14 protein-coding genes and 1 riboswitch are annotated in these 15,520 nt (G+C 64.8%); of the genes, 9 read left to right on the top strand and 5 right to left on the bottom strand.

The features are described 5' to 3' along the window. Positions 1-2 precede the first annotated feature (2 nt). A complete protein-coding gene (locus ACFOEV_RS01455) occupies positions 3-788 on the top strand; it encodes an FkbM family methyltransferase (RefSeq protein ID WP_386770865.1) in 786 nt (261 codons plus the stop codon). Then, positions 785-1,606, top strand: a complete 822-nt coding sequence (locus ACFOEV_RS01450) for a creatininase family protein (protein ID WP_386770863.1) — start codon at positions 785-787, stop codon at positions 1,604-1,606. Before ACFOEV_RS01455 ends, ACFOEV_RS01450 begins: the two co-directional genes overlap by 4 nt. On the opposite strand, the gene ACFOEV_RS01445 is transcribed toward ACFOEV_RS01450, so the two are convergent. Continuing rightward, positions 1,585-2,706, bottom strand: coding sequence for a GTP cyclohydrolase II (locus tag ACFOEV_RS01445; protein WP_386770861.1), 1,122 nt, complete (start codon positions 2,704-2,706; stop codon positions 1,585-1,587). The genes ACFOEV_RS01450 and ACFOEV_RS01445 overlap by 22 nt on opposite strands. Positions 2,707-2,793: 87 nt before the next feature. On the opposite strand from ACFOEV_RS01445, the gene ACFOEV_RS01440 reads away from it, so the two are divergent. Continuing rightward, positions 2,794-3,657: a RibD family protein gene (locus tag ACFOEV_RS01440; protein ID WP_386770859.1), complete on the top strand. Its 864-nt coding sequence runs from the start codon at positions 2,794-2,796 to the stop codon at positions 3,655-3,657. Positions 3,658-3,762: 105 nt separating this feature from the next. Here ACFOEV_RS01440 and ACFOEV_RS01435 read toward each other — a convergent pair whose 3' ends face one another. The 4 genes from ACFOEV_RS01435 to ACFOEV_RS01420 are packed head-to-tail and all read right to left on the bottom strand — an operon-like array spanning position 3,763 to position 7,146. After that, positions 3,763-4,656, bottom strand: a complete 894-nt coding sequence (locus ACFOEV_RS01435) for a hypothetical protein (protein ID WP_386770857.1) — start codon at positions 4,654-4,656, stop codon at positions 3,763-3,765. Then, positions 4,653-5,747, bottom strand: coding sequence for a glycosyltransferase family 4 protein (locus ACFOEV_RS01430; protein WP_386770855.1), 1,095 nt, complete (start codon positions 5,745-5,747; stop codon positions 4,653-4,655). The genes ACFOEV_RS01435 and ACFOEV_RS01430 overlap by 4 nt, the downstream gene beginning before the upstream one ends. Next, complete coding sequence (locus ACFOEV_RS01425) at positions 5,744-6,142, bottom strand: 6-pyruvoyl trahydropterin synthase family protein (RefSeq protein WP_386770853.1); 399 nt, start codon at positions 6,140-6,142, stop codon at positions 5,744-5,746. The genes ACFOEV_RS01430 and ACFOEV_RS01425 overlap by 4 nt, the downstream gene beginning before the upstream one ends. A 26-nt stretch (positions 6,143-6,168) precedes the next feature. Continuing rightward, positions 6,169-7,146 (bottom strand): zinc-dependent alcohol dehydrogenase, encoded by a 978-nt coding sequence (locus ACFOEV_RS01420; RefSeq protein ID WP_386770851.1) that lies wholly within the window; start codon positions 7,144-7,146, stop codon positions 6,169-6,171. A 190-nt stretch (positions 7,147-7,336) separates the two neighbouring features. Here ACFOEV_RS01420 and ACFOEV_RS01415 point away from each other — a divergent pair, with 190 nt between their 5' ends. From ACFOEV_RS01415 to ACFOEV_RS01390, 6 genes are all read left to right on the top strand, one after another. After that, positions 7,337-8,083, top strand: coding sequence for a CDP-alcohol phosphatidyltransferase family protein (locus tag ACFOEV_RS01415; RefSeq protein ID WP_386770850.1), 747 nt, complete (start codon positions 7,337-7,339; stop codon positions 8,081-8,083). A gap of 140 nt (positions 8,084-8,223) precedes the next feature. After that, a riboswitch (TPP riboswitch) is annotated at positions 8,224-8,355 on the top strand. An 86-nt stretch (positions 8,356-8,441) separates the two neighbouring features. Further along, positions 8,442-10,331, top strand: coding sequence for a phosphomethylpyrimidine synthase ThiC (gene thiC, locus ACFOEV_RS01410; protein WP_386770848.1), 1,890 nt, complete (start codon positions 8,442-8,444; stop codon positions 10,329-10,331). Between the two features lie 295 nt (positions 10,332-10,626). Next, entirely contained in the window at positions 10,627-11,817 is a 1,191-nt protein-coding gene (locus ACFOEV_RS01405; RefSeq protein ID WP_386770846.1) for a PQQ-dependent sugar dehydrogenase, read from the top strand. 110 nt (positions 11,818-11,927) lie between these two features. Next, positions 11,928-12,725, top strand: a complete 798-nt coding sequence (locus ACFOEV_RS01400) for an IclR family transcriptional regulator (protein WP_386770844.1) — start codon at positions 11,928-11,930, stop codon at positions 12,723-12,725. Positions 12,726-12,732: 7 nt separating this feature from the next. After that, positions 12,733-14,022, top strand: coding sequence for an NAD(P)/FAD-dependent oxidoreductase (locus ACFOEV_RS01395; RefSeq protein WP_386770842.1), 1,290 nt, complete (start codon positions 12,733-12,735; stop codon positions 14,020-14,022). 34 nt (positions 14,023-14,056) lie between these two features. Then, positions 14,057-15,463 carry a Na+/H+ antiporter NhaC family protein gene (locus tag ACFOEV_RS01390; RefSeq protein ID WP_386770840.1) on the top strand — a complete coding sequence of 469 codons (1,407 nt, stop codon included), beginning with the start codon at positions 14,057-14,059 and terminating at the stop codon, positions 15,461-15,463. The last annotated feature ends 57 nt before the right edge of the window (positions 15,464-15,520 follow it).

Here is a 15,520-nt window from a genome sequence, read left to right as displayed (position 1 = left end):
CCATGGCCGCTCGCGACAGTGCCCTGCCGACCCGGCTACGGGGTTGGCTGGGCCTGACCCGCTCGCTGACGATCTACTGGCGCCCGGGGCGCCAGCGAGCTCTGCGTGAACTGTATGGCGAGTTCCTCGCGCCCGGCGACCTGGCGTTCGATATCGGCGCCCATCTCGGCGATCGCAGTGCCGCCTTCGCCGCCTTGGGTGCCCGCGTGGTGGCACTTGAACCGCACCCCCAGCTGTTCCGTTGGCTCACGCGGCTGGTCGGCCACCATGTCGGGATCACCCTGTTGCCTCAAGCCGCCGGGGCCGAATGTGGCCAGGCCGAACTGGCGGTCAGCCACGCCACCCCCACGGTCTCGACGCTGGCCAGCGACTGGTGGCAGCACATCGGCCAGTACAATGCCGGCTTCCGAGAGGTATGCTGGGAAACTCGCCTGCAGGTCCCGGTCACCACCCTGGATACGCTGATCGCGGCCCATGGTCGTCCCACCTTCTGCAAGATCGACGTGGAAGGCTTCGAGGCACAGGTACTGGCTGGGCTCAGCCAGCCGCTTTCCGCGGTGTCGGTGGAGTTCGTCACCGGGGCGCTGGATGTCGCACGCGACTGCGTGGACCGCCTCATGGTACTGGGCGAGTATGAGTTCAACGCCATCGCCGGCGAGCGGCGCACCTTCCTCTGGCCACGCTGGCAATCGGCCGTGGCCATCCACGCCTGGCTACGCAACGGTGTTGATGGCCTGGCCTCCGGCGATCTCTATGCACGACTCATATCGCGGGAGAACGCCTCATGAGCACCTCGAGTTACCCTCTCTGGCAGGACTTGACCAGTCAGGACGTCGCCGAACTGCCAGAAGACAGTATCGCCGTCATGGTATTAGCGGCCATCGAGCAGCATGGTGCCCATCTACCGTTATCCACTGACCTCGATATCGGCGAGGGGCTGCTCGAGGCCGCTCTGGAGCATTTGCCGGATGGATTTCCATTGGTCCAGCTACCGAGCATGGTGGTAGGCACCAGCGATGAACACCTAAGTTTTCCAGGCACCTTGAGCCTGCCTCCAGACGTCGCCATCGCCACCCTCGAGGCCCATGGCGATGGCGTGGCTCGTGCCGGACTCGAAAGGCTGGTTCTGATCAACAGCCACGGCGGTAACCAAGCGGTGATGGACCTCGCCGCACTGGCGCTACGCCAACGTCACGGCCTATTGGTGGTCAAGGCACAGTACATGAAGATGCCTCCTCCCGGGATGTTGCCAAGTGGCGGTCTACCTGCCGAGGAACTTCGCCATGGATTGCATGGAGGTGCCGTAGAGACCGCCATGATGCGTTACTTGGCTCCCCACAAAGTGCGTGTCGAGCACCTCGATCACCCTACTTCACGAGGTGAGGCGATGGAGAACGAAGGCTGGCTGCTGGCTCCTGCAGGTGAAGCAGCATTCGCCTGGCTGGCTGAGGACTTGCACCCCAGCGGCACGACAGGAAATGCTCGATTGGGTACGCCCGAGTTAGGGGAACGCTTGGTCGCGCATTACGCCAAGCGCCTGGCACGTATCCTGCGCGAGACTCGCGACATGGAGATCGAGGACTTTCAAGCTTGGCCGGAAGAGTGACCATTGAGGACCTCGTCGAGTAGATGGCCGGCCCGCTCGGCCTTGGCACTCAAATAACGATGATTATGATCGGTGAGTCGCCCGTAGAGTGCCTGACGATCGACGACCTCGACGCCCCCCTCGACCAGGGCATCGATCTTGCGTGGATTGTTGGTCAGCAGTTGGACGCGTCGGATCCCCAGTGCCGCCAGCATGTCCACCGCCACCCGGTAGTGGCGCTCGTCCTCGCCGAAGCCGAGGATCTGGTCGGCGTCCAGGGTATCGAACCCGGTATCCTGCAAGGTGTAGGCGCGCAGCTTGTTGGCCAGGCCGATCCCGCGGCCTTCCTGGGCCAGATACAGCAACACCCCGCCGCCCATGGCATCGATATCCGCCACGGCGTTGCGCAGTTGTTCACCGCAGTCGCAACGCAAACTGCCGAACAGGTCGCCGGTCAGGCAGGCCGAATGCAGGCGCAGTGGTACGGCGTCCTGCCAACGTGCAACCTCACCGATCACGATAGCCACATGCTCCCGCAAGCCGTCCGGCTCGCGGAACAGGATGAAACGGCTTTCCTGGGCATCAGCAAGCGGCACCCTCGCCTCGCTGACCCGTTTCAACAGTCCGGACGACATCTCGAAACAGCGCACCGCGTCGGCAGCCGCCACTGCCAGCAGGCTCCCCTCCTCCACCAGCCCTCGTACCCGGGCCTTCGCCTGGTCCGGCACCCGGGCCGTCAGCGCCGCGGGAATCAGCAATGCTCGGCGCATCAGGGCCAGTGCGGCGCGGTCAGCCAGGCCGGCACGTTCCGGCGTCTGGAAGAGCCGGAGCCGGCGGAGCTCGGCACCGAAGGCCAGGGCATTCAAACGCTGCAGGTTCAAGGGGGCTTCCTGCGTCAACGGCAGGCGTGCCGCCTCCGCCGCGACCGACTCGCCCAGCAAGGCCAGGCGATGACGACTGACCACCAGTGCCGGCGCTTCGCCGGCTGTCGCGACCAGGTGGTCGAGTACCCCGTCTTCCACGCCCTCGACGGGCTGGACCAGTACCTCGTGATCGCCGTCGCGCAGCAACACCGGGAGGCCGCGGCGAATATCGAAGATGGCACGTTCGATCTGGTGCATGGGCGTCTCCTCTCAGGCCGGGGCGGGAAGTTGTGCTTCGTGGGCGAACTGCGCATCATGTGAGGGCCGCTTCGAACCGGAGGCCGCATGTCCCACACGTCGTACGATGCCTCGCTGCTCGAGGCAGTCTGGTCCTGTGTGTGTCAGGCACGCGAGCTCGACTGGTCTGCAACGACCGTGTTGCATCTCGCCGCCCAGGGCATCCCTCTGACTCTCGAACGCGGCGGCATCTGGCATGCCGAGGCGCCGCTGCCTGCCGAAGCCCGCGACCTGCTCGACTGCCTGCTGCCGCTGGTGGCCGATACCGGCCCCGTGGTGATCGCGCAATTGGGGCAGAGCCTGGACGGGCGCATCGCGACGCTGAGCGGGCACTCGCATTACGTGAATGGCCTGGCAAGCCGTGTCCACCTGCACCGCCTGCGGGCCTTGGTCGATGCCGTGCTGGTCGGCGCCGGCACCGTGGCCGCCGATAATCCGCGGCTCACCGTGCGCCATGTCCGCGGCCGCCATCCGCAACGCGTGGTGCTCGATCCCCGCGGGCGCGTGCCGGTCGATCGCCATGTCCTGCAGTGCGGCGAGGCCCCGACCCTGCACTTGATCGGCGATGGCGTGGTGCCTTGCGCGCCAGTCGGCGAACATGTGACGCGGATGACGATGCCGGTGACGGCGTCCGGTATCGAGCCCCGTGCCATCCTTGAGCGGCTGGCGAGCCGGGGTCTGAAACGGGTACTGATCGAAGGCGGCGGGATCACCGTGTCGCGGTTCCTGGAAGCCGGTGTCGTGCAGCGCCTCCACCTGTTGGTGGCGCCGCTGCTGATCGGCTCCGGGCGCGCGGGCCTCGACCTGCCCCCCATCGCCACTCTCGATCAGGCGCTGCGCCCCGCCACGCGGCGTTTTCCCTGTGGCGACGACACCCTCTTCGATCTCGACCTGACCACCTCGCTCACCTGACGGCGAGGCAGGCGGTGCGCCATGGCGATACCACAGGTGCAGCGTCGTCGGCAGCACCAGACCGGCGCCGTCACACGACACTTGCCACCTCCGGCGCATCATCGTTCAGGTCCTTCCCGGTGCCGGTGAATGAGGAGGTCGGGCGAAGATATCGACATGTCCGACCCGGACACCCAGGCGGCCCGCCGCCAGCGCGGTGTGGCGCCGCCCATGCCAGGCAGCCAGACGCGCTGGCGACATCGATGCCTGCTCGGTAGCGGCGTCCCGCCAGCCGTCCAGCACGGCGCCGGCGAGTTCCTGAGTGACGAGAGCGCCGGGTGGCAGTACCCAGGGGCTGGACGCCAGTTCCACGACATAGCCACGACGCAGGAAGGCCTCGTGCAATGCCTGGGGCGCCTCACCGCCCAGGGCGACGCCCAGGCCCTTGTCACGCTGCTGGTGGGCCCGGAACAGACGCTGGACCCAACGGTCCTCGGGATCGTCGAGTACCCGGCCCCGGGCGTCGATGAAGGCCCAGTGGCCATCGACGGTCAGTGTCAGCAAGGCGGCGGCTCGCTGCCGGGCGCAAGCCGCCACGAACGCCTCCATCCAGCCACGAGAGGTCAGATCGAGCAGTGCCGAGGCGCAGATCAGGTGGGCGCCTTCCCACCAGGTGGCATCGAGGCTTGCCAGATCATGCGTCCACGTTTCGACGCCGATCGCGAAACCCCGACGATCGCTCACCCCGCGGCAACGCCGCGCGGCCTGGTCGAGCAGCCCGCGATCCTGGTCGACCAGGCGCCACCGCTGCGGCCCCGGCAGGCGCGGCGCCAGGTAGCGCGAATTGCTGCCGCTTCCGCAGCCCAGGTCGATCAGCGTCAACGGGTGCCCCGGCGAGTCCTGCAGCAGCCAGTCTCCGGCCAGTTGCGTCAATCGCGGGTCGCGTGCCTGGGCGTCTGCTCGCTCGCGCAGCGCCAGCCAATCGAACGAAAAGACGCTACCGACGGCCCCCGCCTTCATGGCTGGACTCCCGGCATGTCTTCAGCATTCAAGGGGCGACGTCGCAGGGCGGCGGCGAAGGCATCGCCGGCGGCCTGCCAGTCGTGCTGGCGTTCGCGGGCGCGGCGGGCGCCACGACGCAGCCGGATGCGCAGTTCGTGATCGTCGAGCCACTGCTGCAGCGCCTCGCGCAGCGCCGCGACTTCTCCCGCCGGCACCGCCAGTCCCGCTTCGGCCGGCAAGGTATGCGCCAACGCGCCGCCGGTCGTGGTAATCACCGGCAGGCCATGCGCCAGCGCCTCGGCCACCACCATGCCGTAGCCCTCATAGTGCGATGGCAACACGAACAGATCCGCTTGATGATAGGCTTCGCCCAGTGCGTGAGGCGGCCGTTCCCCCAGCAGGCGCACGCGCTGTTGCAGGTCATGCCGACGGATGGCGGCGATCACGCGCTCGGCATGCGCGCGATCGTGCTCGAGCCCTCCGATGCAGTCGCATTGCCAGGCCCGATCGGCCAGGGGCGCCAGCGCCTCGACCAGCAGGTCGTGGCCCTTGCGTGGCGTGATGGTGGCCACGCACAGCAGACGCTGGGGGCGTGACTCATCGTGTTCGGACGCGACACTGGCGGCCAGTCCGGCCGGCTCGATGCCCGGCTCGACCACCGCGACCTTGGTGGCCGATACCGAGAAGTCCGCCAGCCGTCGCGCGGTAAAGGCACTGGTGACGATGATGCGATCGACTGCCGCCAGGGCGCGGGTCTCACTGATCGCAAAACGCGTGCGTTCGGCATCGGCAAGGCCGGTTTCATCGGCCAGGGGATGGTGAATCAGGCCAGTGATATCGAGCCGTGCCGCGTGCTTCGCCACCACCTCGGGAAGGCCGCTCATGGCCAGACCGTCGATCACCACCCGGGCGCCGTCGGGCTGACGGGCCAACGCCGCCTGCAGGGCGTCGGCCGCCACGGCATCGGGTTCGGGAAAGGCGCCGTCCAGGCCGATCACCTCGACCTGCCAGCCCCGCTTGCGCAGGGCCTCCACGATCCGTGCATCATAGACATAGCCGCCGGTGAGCTGCGCGGGGTCTCCGGCGACGATCAGGGTCAACGCCATCATAGGGCCCCCTCGTAACTGGCCCAGGCGACATGCGATTCGTGCAGGGTCACGCACATCGCCGTGAGTCCCTTGGCAGTATCGCCCAGGCGTCCGCGTTGCACGGCCTTGGCCAGGCGCTCGAAAATCACCCGGGCCATGAACTCGGTGGTGGTATTGCGCCCCCGGAACTCCTCGAGTTCATCGAGGTTGCTCAGGTGGAACTCGGCCAGTATCTCACCCAATACCTGACTGGCGAGGCCGATATCCACGATCAGGTCGTCACGGTCGAGATCCGGGCGCTTGAAAGTCACGTCGACGACATAGGTCGCGCCGTGACAGCGCTGGGCGGGTCCGAAAGTCTCGCCGTTGAAACTGTGGGCAATCATGAAATGGTCACGAACGGTCAAGCTGAACATGCAGTTCTCCAGTCCGAAAGCGGGGGCTATGGATAGCGCAGCCGGTGGCACAGCACCTCGCCGTCACCGGCAACGAGACTTGGCATGGTTTCGGGCAGGTCGTGAAAGTCGCTCTCGCCGCTGATCAGGGCATCGAGGCGCGCATCGGTCAGCAACTCGAGAGCCAATGACAGGCGCTGACGACGATCCCAGCGAGCGCTACGGGCAGGCGAAACCGTGCCGACCTGGCTCGCGCGCAGAGTCAACCGTCGGGCATGGAATCCCTCCCCCAGCGGTAGGCCCACCTCTTGTTCACCGTACCAGCTCATTTCCAGCACGCTGGCCTCCCGTCCCGCCAGCGCCAGCGCCTGGCGCAGCCCCGCCGGGCTGCCGCTGGCATGCACCACCAGATCGTTATCGCCCACTGCCTGCTCCGGCAGGCAGAACGCCACCCCCAGGACACTGGCCAAGTCGGCGCGACGGGGAGCGATATCCACCAACTGTACCCGCGTACCGGGGATACGAGCGCATAGATAGGCCGTCAACGCGCCGACGACCCCGGCACCGACCACCGCGATGCGATCGCCGATGCGTGGCCCGGCATCCCACAGGCCGTTGACGGCGGTTTCCATATTGGCCGCCAACACCGCGCGTTGTGGCGGAACACCGCCGGGCAAGGGCAACACGGCATGGGCAGGAACCACATAGCGATCCTGGTGCGGATAGAGGCAGAAGACATGCCGGCTGAGCAGCTCGACGGGGCCAGCTTCGACGATCCCGACATTGGCATAGCCATATTTGAGAGGACCGGGAAAGTCTCCCTCCTGGAAGGGCGCACGCATGCGCTGGTATTCGCTGGTCGGCACCCGGCCAGCGAATACCAGCGATTCCGTGCCGCGGCTGATGGCACTGAACCGAGTCCTGACCAGTACCTCATCATCGCGCGGCACCGGCAATGACTCGTCGCACAGGGCGCCATGGCCGGGGGACCGGATCCAGAATGCCTTGGCGAGTATCGGGGGCATATCACTTTCCTTGTGCAACGACATCTCAACATCTCGACTCGCGACGATGGTGAGAAGTTCAGTTCTTGTACAATATCAATACCAAAAATATATCACGCATCACTTTTTGGCACCGACGTTGCACTGGCCTATGCTAATTACATTGCAGTCACTCTCTCAGCATAGTCGGGGTCGTTCCCGGGAGTCCTCGATGCACGAGCCACCGACGCGGCCCGCCGCGCTTCCCTGGCGAGATCATGTTCCCCTCCTGCTGGAACTGGCCTCGGGCCTGGCGATCACGATCGCGACGATCGAGGCGCTGCGCAGGGGTTTGGCGGCCCCGCCCGGCATGCAGTACGGCGCCGGGCTGATCTACGTGGCGATGGCGTTCGTCATTCTTCGCACCTTCCCCGACCGCTGGCTGGGGTGGGCCAATCGCATCACGCTGTTGCGGGTCGCCCTGGTGGCCGTCATGACCGGAACCCTGTGGTTTCCCGAGTTCCTGGAGCAGCATGCCACCGCCATGGTGGTGCTGGCCTTGACCATCCTGCTGCTCGATGGCGTCGACGGTTGGGTCGCGCGCCGGACTCACTCGGCCAGCGCCTTCGGCGCGCGCTTCGACATGGAAATCGATGCTGTCTTCATCGTGGTGCTGTGCGCCGCGCTGCTGGTACTCGACAAGGTCGGCCCCTGGGTATTGGTCATCGGCGCCATGCGCTACGCCTTCATCGCCGCCGGCTGGCGCTGGGCCTGGCTGCGCGTCGAGTTGCCCGATAGCCGTCGCCGCAAGGTGGTCTGTGTCTGGCAGATCGTCACACTGCTCACCTGCCTGCTGCCGGACGTCGACCACAGCCTGACTTCGCTGTTGGCAGGCTTGGTCCTGCTGCTGTTGCTGGCATCCTTCGCGATTGATGTCCGTTGGCTGGCCACCGAATCCAAGCGGACGAGGTCGAATTGACCTTCGCGTGCGGGGCGCTGCGCCGGTAAGCGTCGTCAATCGCCTCCTGCCAATCTGAAATATGGGAACCATTTCCATGCTCAGAATCTACCCAGGGGCAAAAGGCTGGCAAGCCGCGCCCAACCTGCTAGACTGACGACACTCGCTTGACGGGGTGCCGGTGGAACCGGCTGAGATCGCCTTACGACACGCATCGCGCGAATGTCGTCACGGCGGGGCCCGTTGAACCTGACCTGGTTAGGACCAGCGTAGGGATCAAGCGACAAGCAGGCGCCCGATCCAACCTGCCCCTGTCCCTTCCCCGCCGGTCCTCCCTAACGACCACACACTGGCTTAATAAGGAAGGGAGAACCCTCGCATGGCAAAAACTGCCCACTTTCTCGCCGATAGCGCGCGCGTCGACGCTGCTGCCGTCCAGCCACTGCCCGGCTCGCGCAAGGTCCATGTCGAAGGCTCGCGTCCCGATATCCGCGTGCCGTTCCGCGAGATCTCGCTGTCGCCGACCAAGACCTCCGGCGCTGACGAACAGAACCCGCCGTTACTGGTTTATGATACGTCCGGTCCCTACACCGACCCGGATATCGGTATCGACCTGCGCCAGGGCCTGCCCGAACTGCGCCGCGCCTGGATCGACGAACGCGGCGATACCGAGTTCCTCGACGGCCCAACCTCGGAGTACGGCCGACGGCGCGCCAACGATCCGCTGCTGGCACCGCTGCGCTTCGACCTCACGCGCACCCCTCGCCGCGCCAAGGCCGGCAAGAACGTCACCCAGCTGCACTATGCCCGCCAGGGCATCGTCACGCCCGAGATGGAGTTCATCGCCATCCGCGAGAACCAACGCCGCCAGGCACTGGGCACCGAGGAAGTCGAACGGATACTGGGCCACCAGCACCCCGGCCAGGGCTTCGGCGCCAAGCTGCCCGAGGAGATCACTCCGGAATTCGTGCGTCGTGAGGTCGCCGAGGGGCGGGCCATCATTCCCAATAACATCAACCACCCGGAATCCGAGCCGATGATCATCGGTCGCAACTTCCTGGTGAAGATCAACGGCAACCTGGGCAATTCGGCGGTGACCTCCTCGATCGAGGAAGAGGTCGACAAGATGACCTGGGGCATCCGCTGGGGTGCCGACACCATCATGGACCTGTCCACCGGGCAGAACATCCACGAGACCCGCGAGTGGATCATCCGTAACGCGCCGGTGCCGATCGGAACCGTGCCCATCTACCAGGCACTGGAGAAGGTCAACGGCGTCGCCGAGGATCTGACCTGGGAGGTGTTCCGCGACACCCTCATCGAGCAGGCCGAGCAGGGCGTGGACTACTTCACCATCCATGCCGGCGTGCTGCTGCGCTATGTGCCACTGACCGCCAAGCGCGTCACCGGCATCGTCTCGCGCGGCGGCTCGATCATGGCCAAGTGGTGCCTGTTCCACCATCAGGAGAGCTTCCTCTATACCCATTTCGAGGAGATCTGCGAGATCTGCAAGCAGTACGACGTGGCGTTCTCGCTGGGTGACGGCCTGCGCCCCGGCTCGGTGGCCGACGCCAACGACGAGGCGCAGATGGCCGAGCTCAAGACCCTGGGCGAGCTGACCAGGATTGCCTGGAAGCACGATGTCCAGGTGATGATCGAGGGTCCCGGCCACGTGCCCATGCATCTCGTGAAGGAAAACATGGACAAGCAGCTCGAGTACTGCGACGAGGCGCCCTTCTATACTCTCGGCCCGCTGGTCACCGACATCGCCCCCGGCTACGATCACATCACCTCCGGCATCGGCGCGGCGATGATCGGCTGGTACGGCTGCGCCATGCTGTGCTACGTGACGCCCAAGGAGCACCTCGGCCTACCCAACAAGGACGACGTCAAGACCGGCATCATCACCTACAAGATCGCCGCGCACGCCGCCGACCTGGCCAAGGGGCATCCGGCGGCCCAGCGCCGCGACAACGCGCTGTCCAAGGCGCGCTTCGAGTTCCGCTGGGAAGACCAGTTCAACCTGGGACTCGATCCCGACACCGCGCGTGAGTACCACGACGAGACCCTGCCCAAGGACTCGGCCAAGGTAGCGCATTTCTGTTCCATGTGCGGGCCCAAGTTCTGCTCGATGAAAATCAGCCAGGAAGTGCGCGACTACGCCAAGGACAAGGGCCTCGAAGGTGACCAGGAAGCGGTGATGAAGGGCATGGAGGAACAAGCCGAGAAGTTCCGCGAGCAAGGGGGCGAGCTCTACAAGGAGGTGTAATGCGCCCGGCCAGTCTCTCGAAACTGGCTGAGCCACCCCGTCGACAACGCCCCCTCGTGGGGCGTTGTCATATCCAGGATGCCAGGGAAGGAACGCAAGGGTGCCTCGATGGGTCGTCTACACTGGGGACGGAACGCTGCGGTTGTAAGCAAGTCGATGATGTCACCCGGAAGGTTGTCGTCCTATCCAGGACGACCCGATTCAAGGAGTCGAAACCATGGCAGCCAACTCTCATTCTACTTGCCGTTCACATCGCCTTTGGCCCCTTCCTCAATTCGGCATATTGGCTCTTGCGTTGACAGTCTCCAGTGCTGCACTTGCCCAGGAACAGGGTGGCGACCTGCAGACGATCGATGTCGCCGGTACCGACCAACAGCTCAGGGCGCCCAAGGGCGTCCAAGTGGAAAAAGTCGCCTCACTGGACTCACCGCGAATGATCAGCATCGGCCTCGATGGCGAGATGTTCATCGGCAGCAGAAGCGGCAGCATCTACCGTTCGGTTCCCCCCTACGACCAGGCCACCTCTCTCGCCGAAATCGGAGACCTTCCAAACAGCGTGATACAGCGTGGCAATCATCTCTACGTCGCCACCACCACGGCCTTGATGCGGGCCGATTACCAGGCCGGCGCGTCCCTCGCGGCCGATGACTTCGAGGAGGTCGCCAAGCTGCCAGGCGGGGGCGGGCACAATACTCGCACCCTGACGGTGGGTTCCGATGGCCGGATTTACCTATCCCTGGGCATTCAAGGCAATTGCTCGGATCAGTTCATCGGCGAGGGCTACGATTTTGCCGATCGCCGCGGTGGCATCATGGTGCTCGACGAAAGCGGCGACTCGCCACAATGGCGACCCTATGCCACCGGTCTACGCAACCCGGTCGGGCTGGCCTGGAATCACGAAGGCGTTCTCTTTGCCACCAACAACGGCCCGGATCATTGGGGTTACGAGCTGCCGCGAGAAGTGGTGGTGCGTACCGAGGAAGGCAGTTTCCACGGCATGCCCTGGTTCCAATGGGTAGAGGGAGAATATCGCCGCGACGACTGCGTCAATAGCGAGCCACCTCAGTCAGCGGACACCATTCCGGCGCCAGCCGCCACCCTGCCGGCACGCAGCGCCCCCTTGGGAATGGACTTCCTGCCCGAGGGCAATGGCCTGGCACTGGATGCCGTGATCGCCGTACACGGCAGTTGGGCGACCCTCCCCGATGGCAGTGCCTCCGGCGACCCGGCGACACGCCGTGAACCGAAAATCGTGGGAATTACTTTCGATGGCCAGGGTCAGGGAGAGGTCAGCGAACTGCTGAGCGGCTTCCAGAACGAACAGGGACGGCGTTGGGCACGTCCCGCCGGCATCGCCTTTGCGCCGGATGGTGCGCTCTATTTCACCTCCGATAGCGGCAACACCGGGCTCTATCGGGTGACCTTCGACGGCGAGCCGGTGGGTGCCGACACTACCCTCGATGAAGTGCCTCAAGGCGACGAATAAGAGATCCATCGGGTTGCCACCAACCCGATGGGCAAGATCTCACTATACGAGACGAACTTCCGATTTTATCTCGCTATGCTGTGGTCTGGTTCATCGACCCGTGACACGACATGACGTCCGATCGCCATTCCACAGCGCAAGGCCCCTCGACCCTGGTGCATGCCATGCAGGTGCTACAGGTCACCGCCGCTTGTGGCTATCGAGGGGCAAGCATCGATGACTATCTGGATGCGATCGATCTCAGCCGCCCGACGATCTATCGGCTGTTGAAGGGGCTCAAGGAGCAAGGGTTCCTGCGCCCCTCGCCGCTTCGGGGGCGCTATCTGCTGGGCTATGAGCTACTCGTGCTCGGCGCCCAGGCCGGCAACGGCGCAGGACTGCGCGACCTGGCCCGCCCCCGACTGTTGGCGTTGGCGCAACGCCTCGGCGACAGCTTCTATCTTTTCGCCCGCGATGGCGTCAATGCCGTGTGTCTCGAAGTCCAGAACGGCGACTATCCGGTCGGCAGCTTCGTGCGTGCGACCGGTGGCCGCCTGCCTCTCGGTGTCGGCCAGGCCTCCATCGCGCTACTCGCCTATCTCGGGGAATCGGAACGCAAGGCGATCCTCACGCACAATGCTCCGCAACTACAACGCGACTACAATATTTCCCCCGCCGATGTCGAAGCCGAAATCCACCATCTCTTGACGACCGGTTATGCGCGAGGCGTCGAAGGCTCGCAACTGCCCGAATATACCGGCCTGGCCATTCCCATTCTCGACCATAGCGGACACCCTCTCGGAGCGATGAGCTGTTCGATGCTCAAGTCGCGCATGACCGACTCTCATAAGCAAGAGGTGTTGGAAAGCATGCAGGCCGAGGTCCTTGAGATGGTGCAGCAGGCCCACGGCCTGTTGTACGTGGAATAAAGTCCGCATGGCCTGGCCTCCCCTTCCCTCTCATCAACGCCCCTGCGGCTGGAATCTGTGGCTGCCGAGTCGCGAGCCCTTCCCCGCCCTGCGTGGCGATGCCACGGCCGACCTGGTGATCGTCGGTGCCGGCTATACCGGCCTTGCCGCCGCTTTGGCGTGGCAAGAGGCCCGTCCCCAGGACCGAATCAAGATTCTCGATGCGGACCGTCTCGGCGAAGGCAGCCCCGGACGCAACTCCGGCTTCATGCTGGAAATCGCGCTGGCCAATGATGCCAGCCCCGGTGAGCTCGAACGGATGTCACGCCTGAATGCATTGACCCGCCAGACCATGGCGCGGTTGCGCCAGCGCGTCGAAGCGTACGGCATCGACTGCCGGCTCCAGCATAGCGGCACCTATCGCGCGGCTAGCAGCCCCGCCGGACGCCGCTTCCTGGCTTCATATCGCGCCTTCCTCGACGCCGCCGGGCTGCGTTACGACACACTGGAAAGTGATGCGCTGGCCGAGCGAATCGGTACGCGCTACTACACAGCAGGCCTCTACTCGCCCGACTGCTACCTCGTGCAGCCCGCTGCCTTGGTCCGGGGCTTGGCGGAAACGCTCCCCGAGGCCGTCGAACTGCACGAGCGTTGTCCGGCCATCGCCATTCGCCGCGATAGCGAGGGCTGGCATGTCTCCACACCCGAGGGCGAAATACGCACGCCTCGGGTCATTCTCGCCAACAACGCCTTTTCACGCGCGTTCGGCGCCGATGCGTCACGCCTGACGGCCATTTATACCTATGCCGCCGTGACGCCCGTGCTGGCGGACACGGATCGTGCGCGGATCATGCCCGAAACGTGGGGACTGCTGCCGGCGCATCGACTCGGCTGCACGTTGCGCACCACCTCCGAGGGACGCCTGATGATCCGCTCGCGCTACAGCTACGAGCGCGAGGCCAGCAATGCCCGAATCGAGGCCTCGCTGCAAGCGAGCCTGGAGGCGCGCTTCCCCGAACTCGCCCCGGTGAATTTCGAACACATGTGGGGCGGCACCACCGGGCTGACCCACAACGGCGCACCCCTGTGGGGCGAGATTCAGCCGGGCCTGTATGTCTCGGCGGGCTGCAACGGTGGCGGCATCGTCAAGGGCACCTTCCTCGGCGATGCCCTCGCGCGACATGCCCTCGGCCAACCGGTCGAGGATATCCAGGCGCTCTTCGGCCGTCCCAGCTGGATGCCACCCGAACCGGTCCGCCGCATCGGTTTCCATCTCACGGCGGCGTTGGAACGGCGTAAGGCCAGCCGCGAAACCTGAGTTCTTTCCTCCACAACAACAATCGAGGTAACCAATGGACCTTCACGATCATCTTGGGCTGCTGTCGGTCATGCCGGCGGCACTGGCCATCCTGCTGGCTTTCGTCACGCGCAACACCGTGTTCTCCCTTGCCGTCGCCTGTTTCGTCGGCGTCATGTCGATGGACAAGGGACTCATGGGCTTTCCGACGCTGCTCAAGGAAACGTTGGGCACCACCAGTTTCTCGTGGATACTCCTGCTCGAGCTGTTCATCGGCACCGTCATCGCGTTCTTCCAGCGCACTGGCGCCATCCAGAACTTCACCTCCTGGATCGAACGCCGGGCGCTGTCGCGGGTACGCGTTCAGCTCGTCGGCTGGTTCATGGGCATGTTCGTGTTCTTCAGCGACTATTTCAGCCCGCTGTTCGTCGGCACCACCGTGCGCGGCCTTACCGACCGCTACCAGGTCTCCCGGGAGAAGCTGGCCTATATCGCCGACTCCACGTCGGCGCCGGTCAGCGTTCTGGTACCGATTACCGGCTGGGCGGTGTTCATCTCGGGGCTGCTGATCGGCATGGGGCCCATCGAGGATGCCGGCCAGGCCATGTCGGTCTTCCTGGGGGCGATTCCCTATAACATCTATGCTTGGCTTTCCGTGCTGACGGTCGGCTTGGTGATCGTCGGTATCGTTCCCCTCTTCGGCCCGATGCGCCAAGCGGAACAACGTGCCCAAGAGGAAGGCAAGGTACTGCGGGACGGCGCCGAGCCGCTGGTCGGCGAAGAACTCACCGATATCCAACCGTACGACGGTGTACGCACCTCGCTGTTCCTCAACTTCTTCCTGCCGGTACTGGTCGTGATCAGCATCGCCGTGGGCACCTTCATCGTCATGGGATCCGCCAAGACCATGGAAGCCTTTCTCGCGGCATCGGTGGCCCTGGGCGTGATCATGCGACTACAGGGCATTCCCTTCCATGACATCATGAAAACGGCCATCTCCGGGATGAAAGGGGTGATGCCCGCGATCGTCATTCTCGCCCTGGCCTACTCGTTGAACCAACTGTCCAAGGACATGGGAACCGCCACCTATATCGTGGAAGTGACGCAGGATTGGCTGACCCCTTCTTTGCTACCCGCGATGACCTTCCTGATCGCCGCGGTGATCGCTTTCTCCACCGGCACCTCGTGGGGCACTTTTGCGATCATGATGCCGTTGTCCGTGCCGATCGCCTTCACCTTCACCGGCGATCAGGTCACGCCGCTGATCTACGCCACCGTGGCGGCCGTGGCGGGAGGAGGCGTATTCGGCGACCACTGCTCACCACTGTCGGACACCTCGGTCCTGGCCTCCACCGGTGCGGCATCCGACCATATCGACCATATCAAGACGCAGATTCCCTTCGCCCTGGCCGTCGCGTTCCTTGCGCTTGTCGCCTATCTGATGGCGGGATCCTGGCTGTAAAAAGCGCCTCGCTGGCGACCGGGCTGTGCTGGTACGGCCCGACAGAATGGCCGGAAT

Source organism: Litchfieldella rifensis (genome assembly GCF_042646605.1).
GTDB classification, from domain to species: Bacteria; Pseudomonadota; Gammaproteobacteria; order Pseudomonadales; family Halomonadaceae; genus Litchfieldella; species Litchfieldella rifensis.
Note: the sequence above shows the minus strand (reverse complement) of the source record. Positions and strands in the feature narration are given on the sequence as shown.

What these genes read in the sequence shown, in the direction of transcription:
- ACFOEV_RS01455 (WP_386770865.1), top strand. Translation starts at nt 3, where the DNA reads ATGGCCGCTCGCGACAGTGCCCTGCCGACCCGGCTACGGGGTTGGCTG.
- ACFOEV_RS01450 (WP_386770863.1), top strand. Translation starts at nt 785, where the DNA reads ATGAGCACCTCGAGTTACCCTCTCTGGCAGGACTTGACCAGTCAGGAC.
- ACFOEV_RS01445 (WP_386770861.1), bottom strand. Translation starts at nt 2,706, where the DNA reads ATGCACCAGATCGAACGTGCCATCTTCGATATTCGCCGCGGCCTCCCG.
- ACFOEV_RS01440 (WP_386770859.1), top strand. Translation starts at nt 2,794, where the DNA reads ATGTCCCACACGTCGTACGATGCCTCGCTGCTCGAGGCAGTCTGGTCC.
- ACFOEV_RS01435 (WP_386770857.1), bottom strand. Translation starts at nt 4,656, where the DNA reads ATGAAGGCGGGGGCCGTCGGTAGCGTCTTTTCGTTCGATTGGCTGGCG.
- ACFOEV_RS01430 (WP_386770855.1), bottom strand. Translation starts at nt 5,747, where the DNA reads ATGATGGCGTTGACCCTGATCGTCGCCGGAGACCCCGCGCAGCTCACC.
- ACFOEV_RS01425 (WP_386770853.1), bottom strand. Translation starts at nt 6,142, where the DNA reads ATGTTCAGCTTGACCGTTCGTGACCATTTCATGATTGCCCACAGTTTC.
- ACFOEV_RS01420 (WP_386770851.1), bottom strand. Translation starts at nt 7,146, where the DNA reads ATGCCCCCGATACTCGCCAAGGCATTCTGGATCCGGTCCCCCGGCCAT.
- ACFOEV_RS01415 (WP_386770850.1), top strand. Translation starts at nt 7,337, where the DNA reads ATGCACGAGCCACCGACGCGGCCCGCCGCGCTTCCCTGGCGAGATCAT.
- thiC (WP_386770848.1), top strand. Translation starts at nt 8,442, where the DNA reads ATGGCAAAAACTGCCCACTTTCTCGCCGATAGCGCGCGCGTCGACGCT.
- ACFOEV_RS01400 (WP_386770844.1), top strand. Translation starts at nt 11,928, where the DNA reads ATGACGTCCGATCGCCATTCCACAGCGCAAGGCCCCTCGACCCTGGTG.
- ACFOEV_RS01395 (WP_386770842.1), top strand. Translation starts at nt 12,733, where the DNA reads ATGGCCTGGCCTCCCCTTCCCTCTCATCAACGCCCCTGCGGCTGGAAT.
- ACFOEV_RS01390 (WP_386770840.1), top strand. Translation starts at nt 14,057, where the DNA reads ATGGACCTTCACGATCATCTTGGGCTGCTGTCGGTCATGCCGGCGGCA.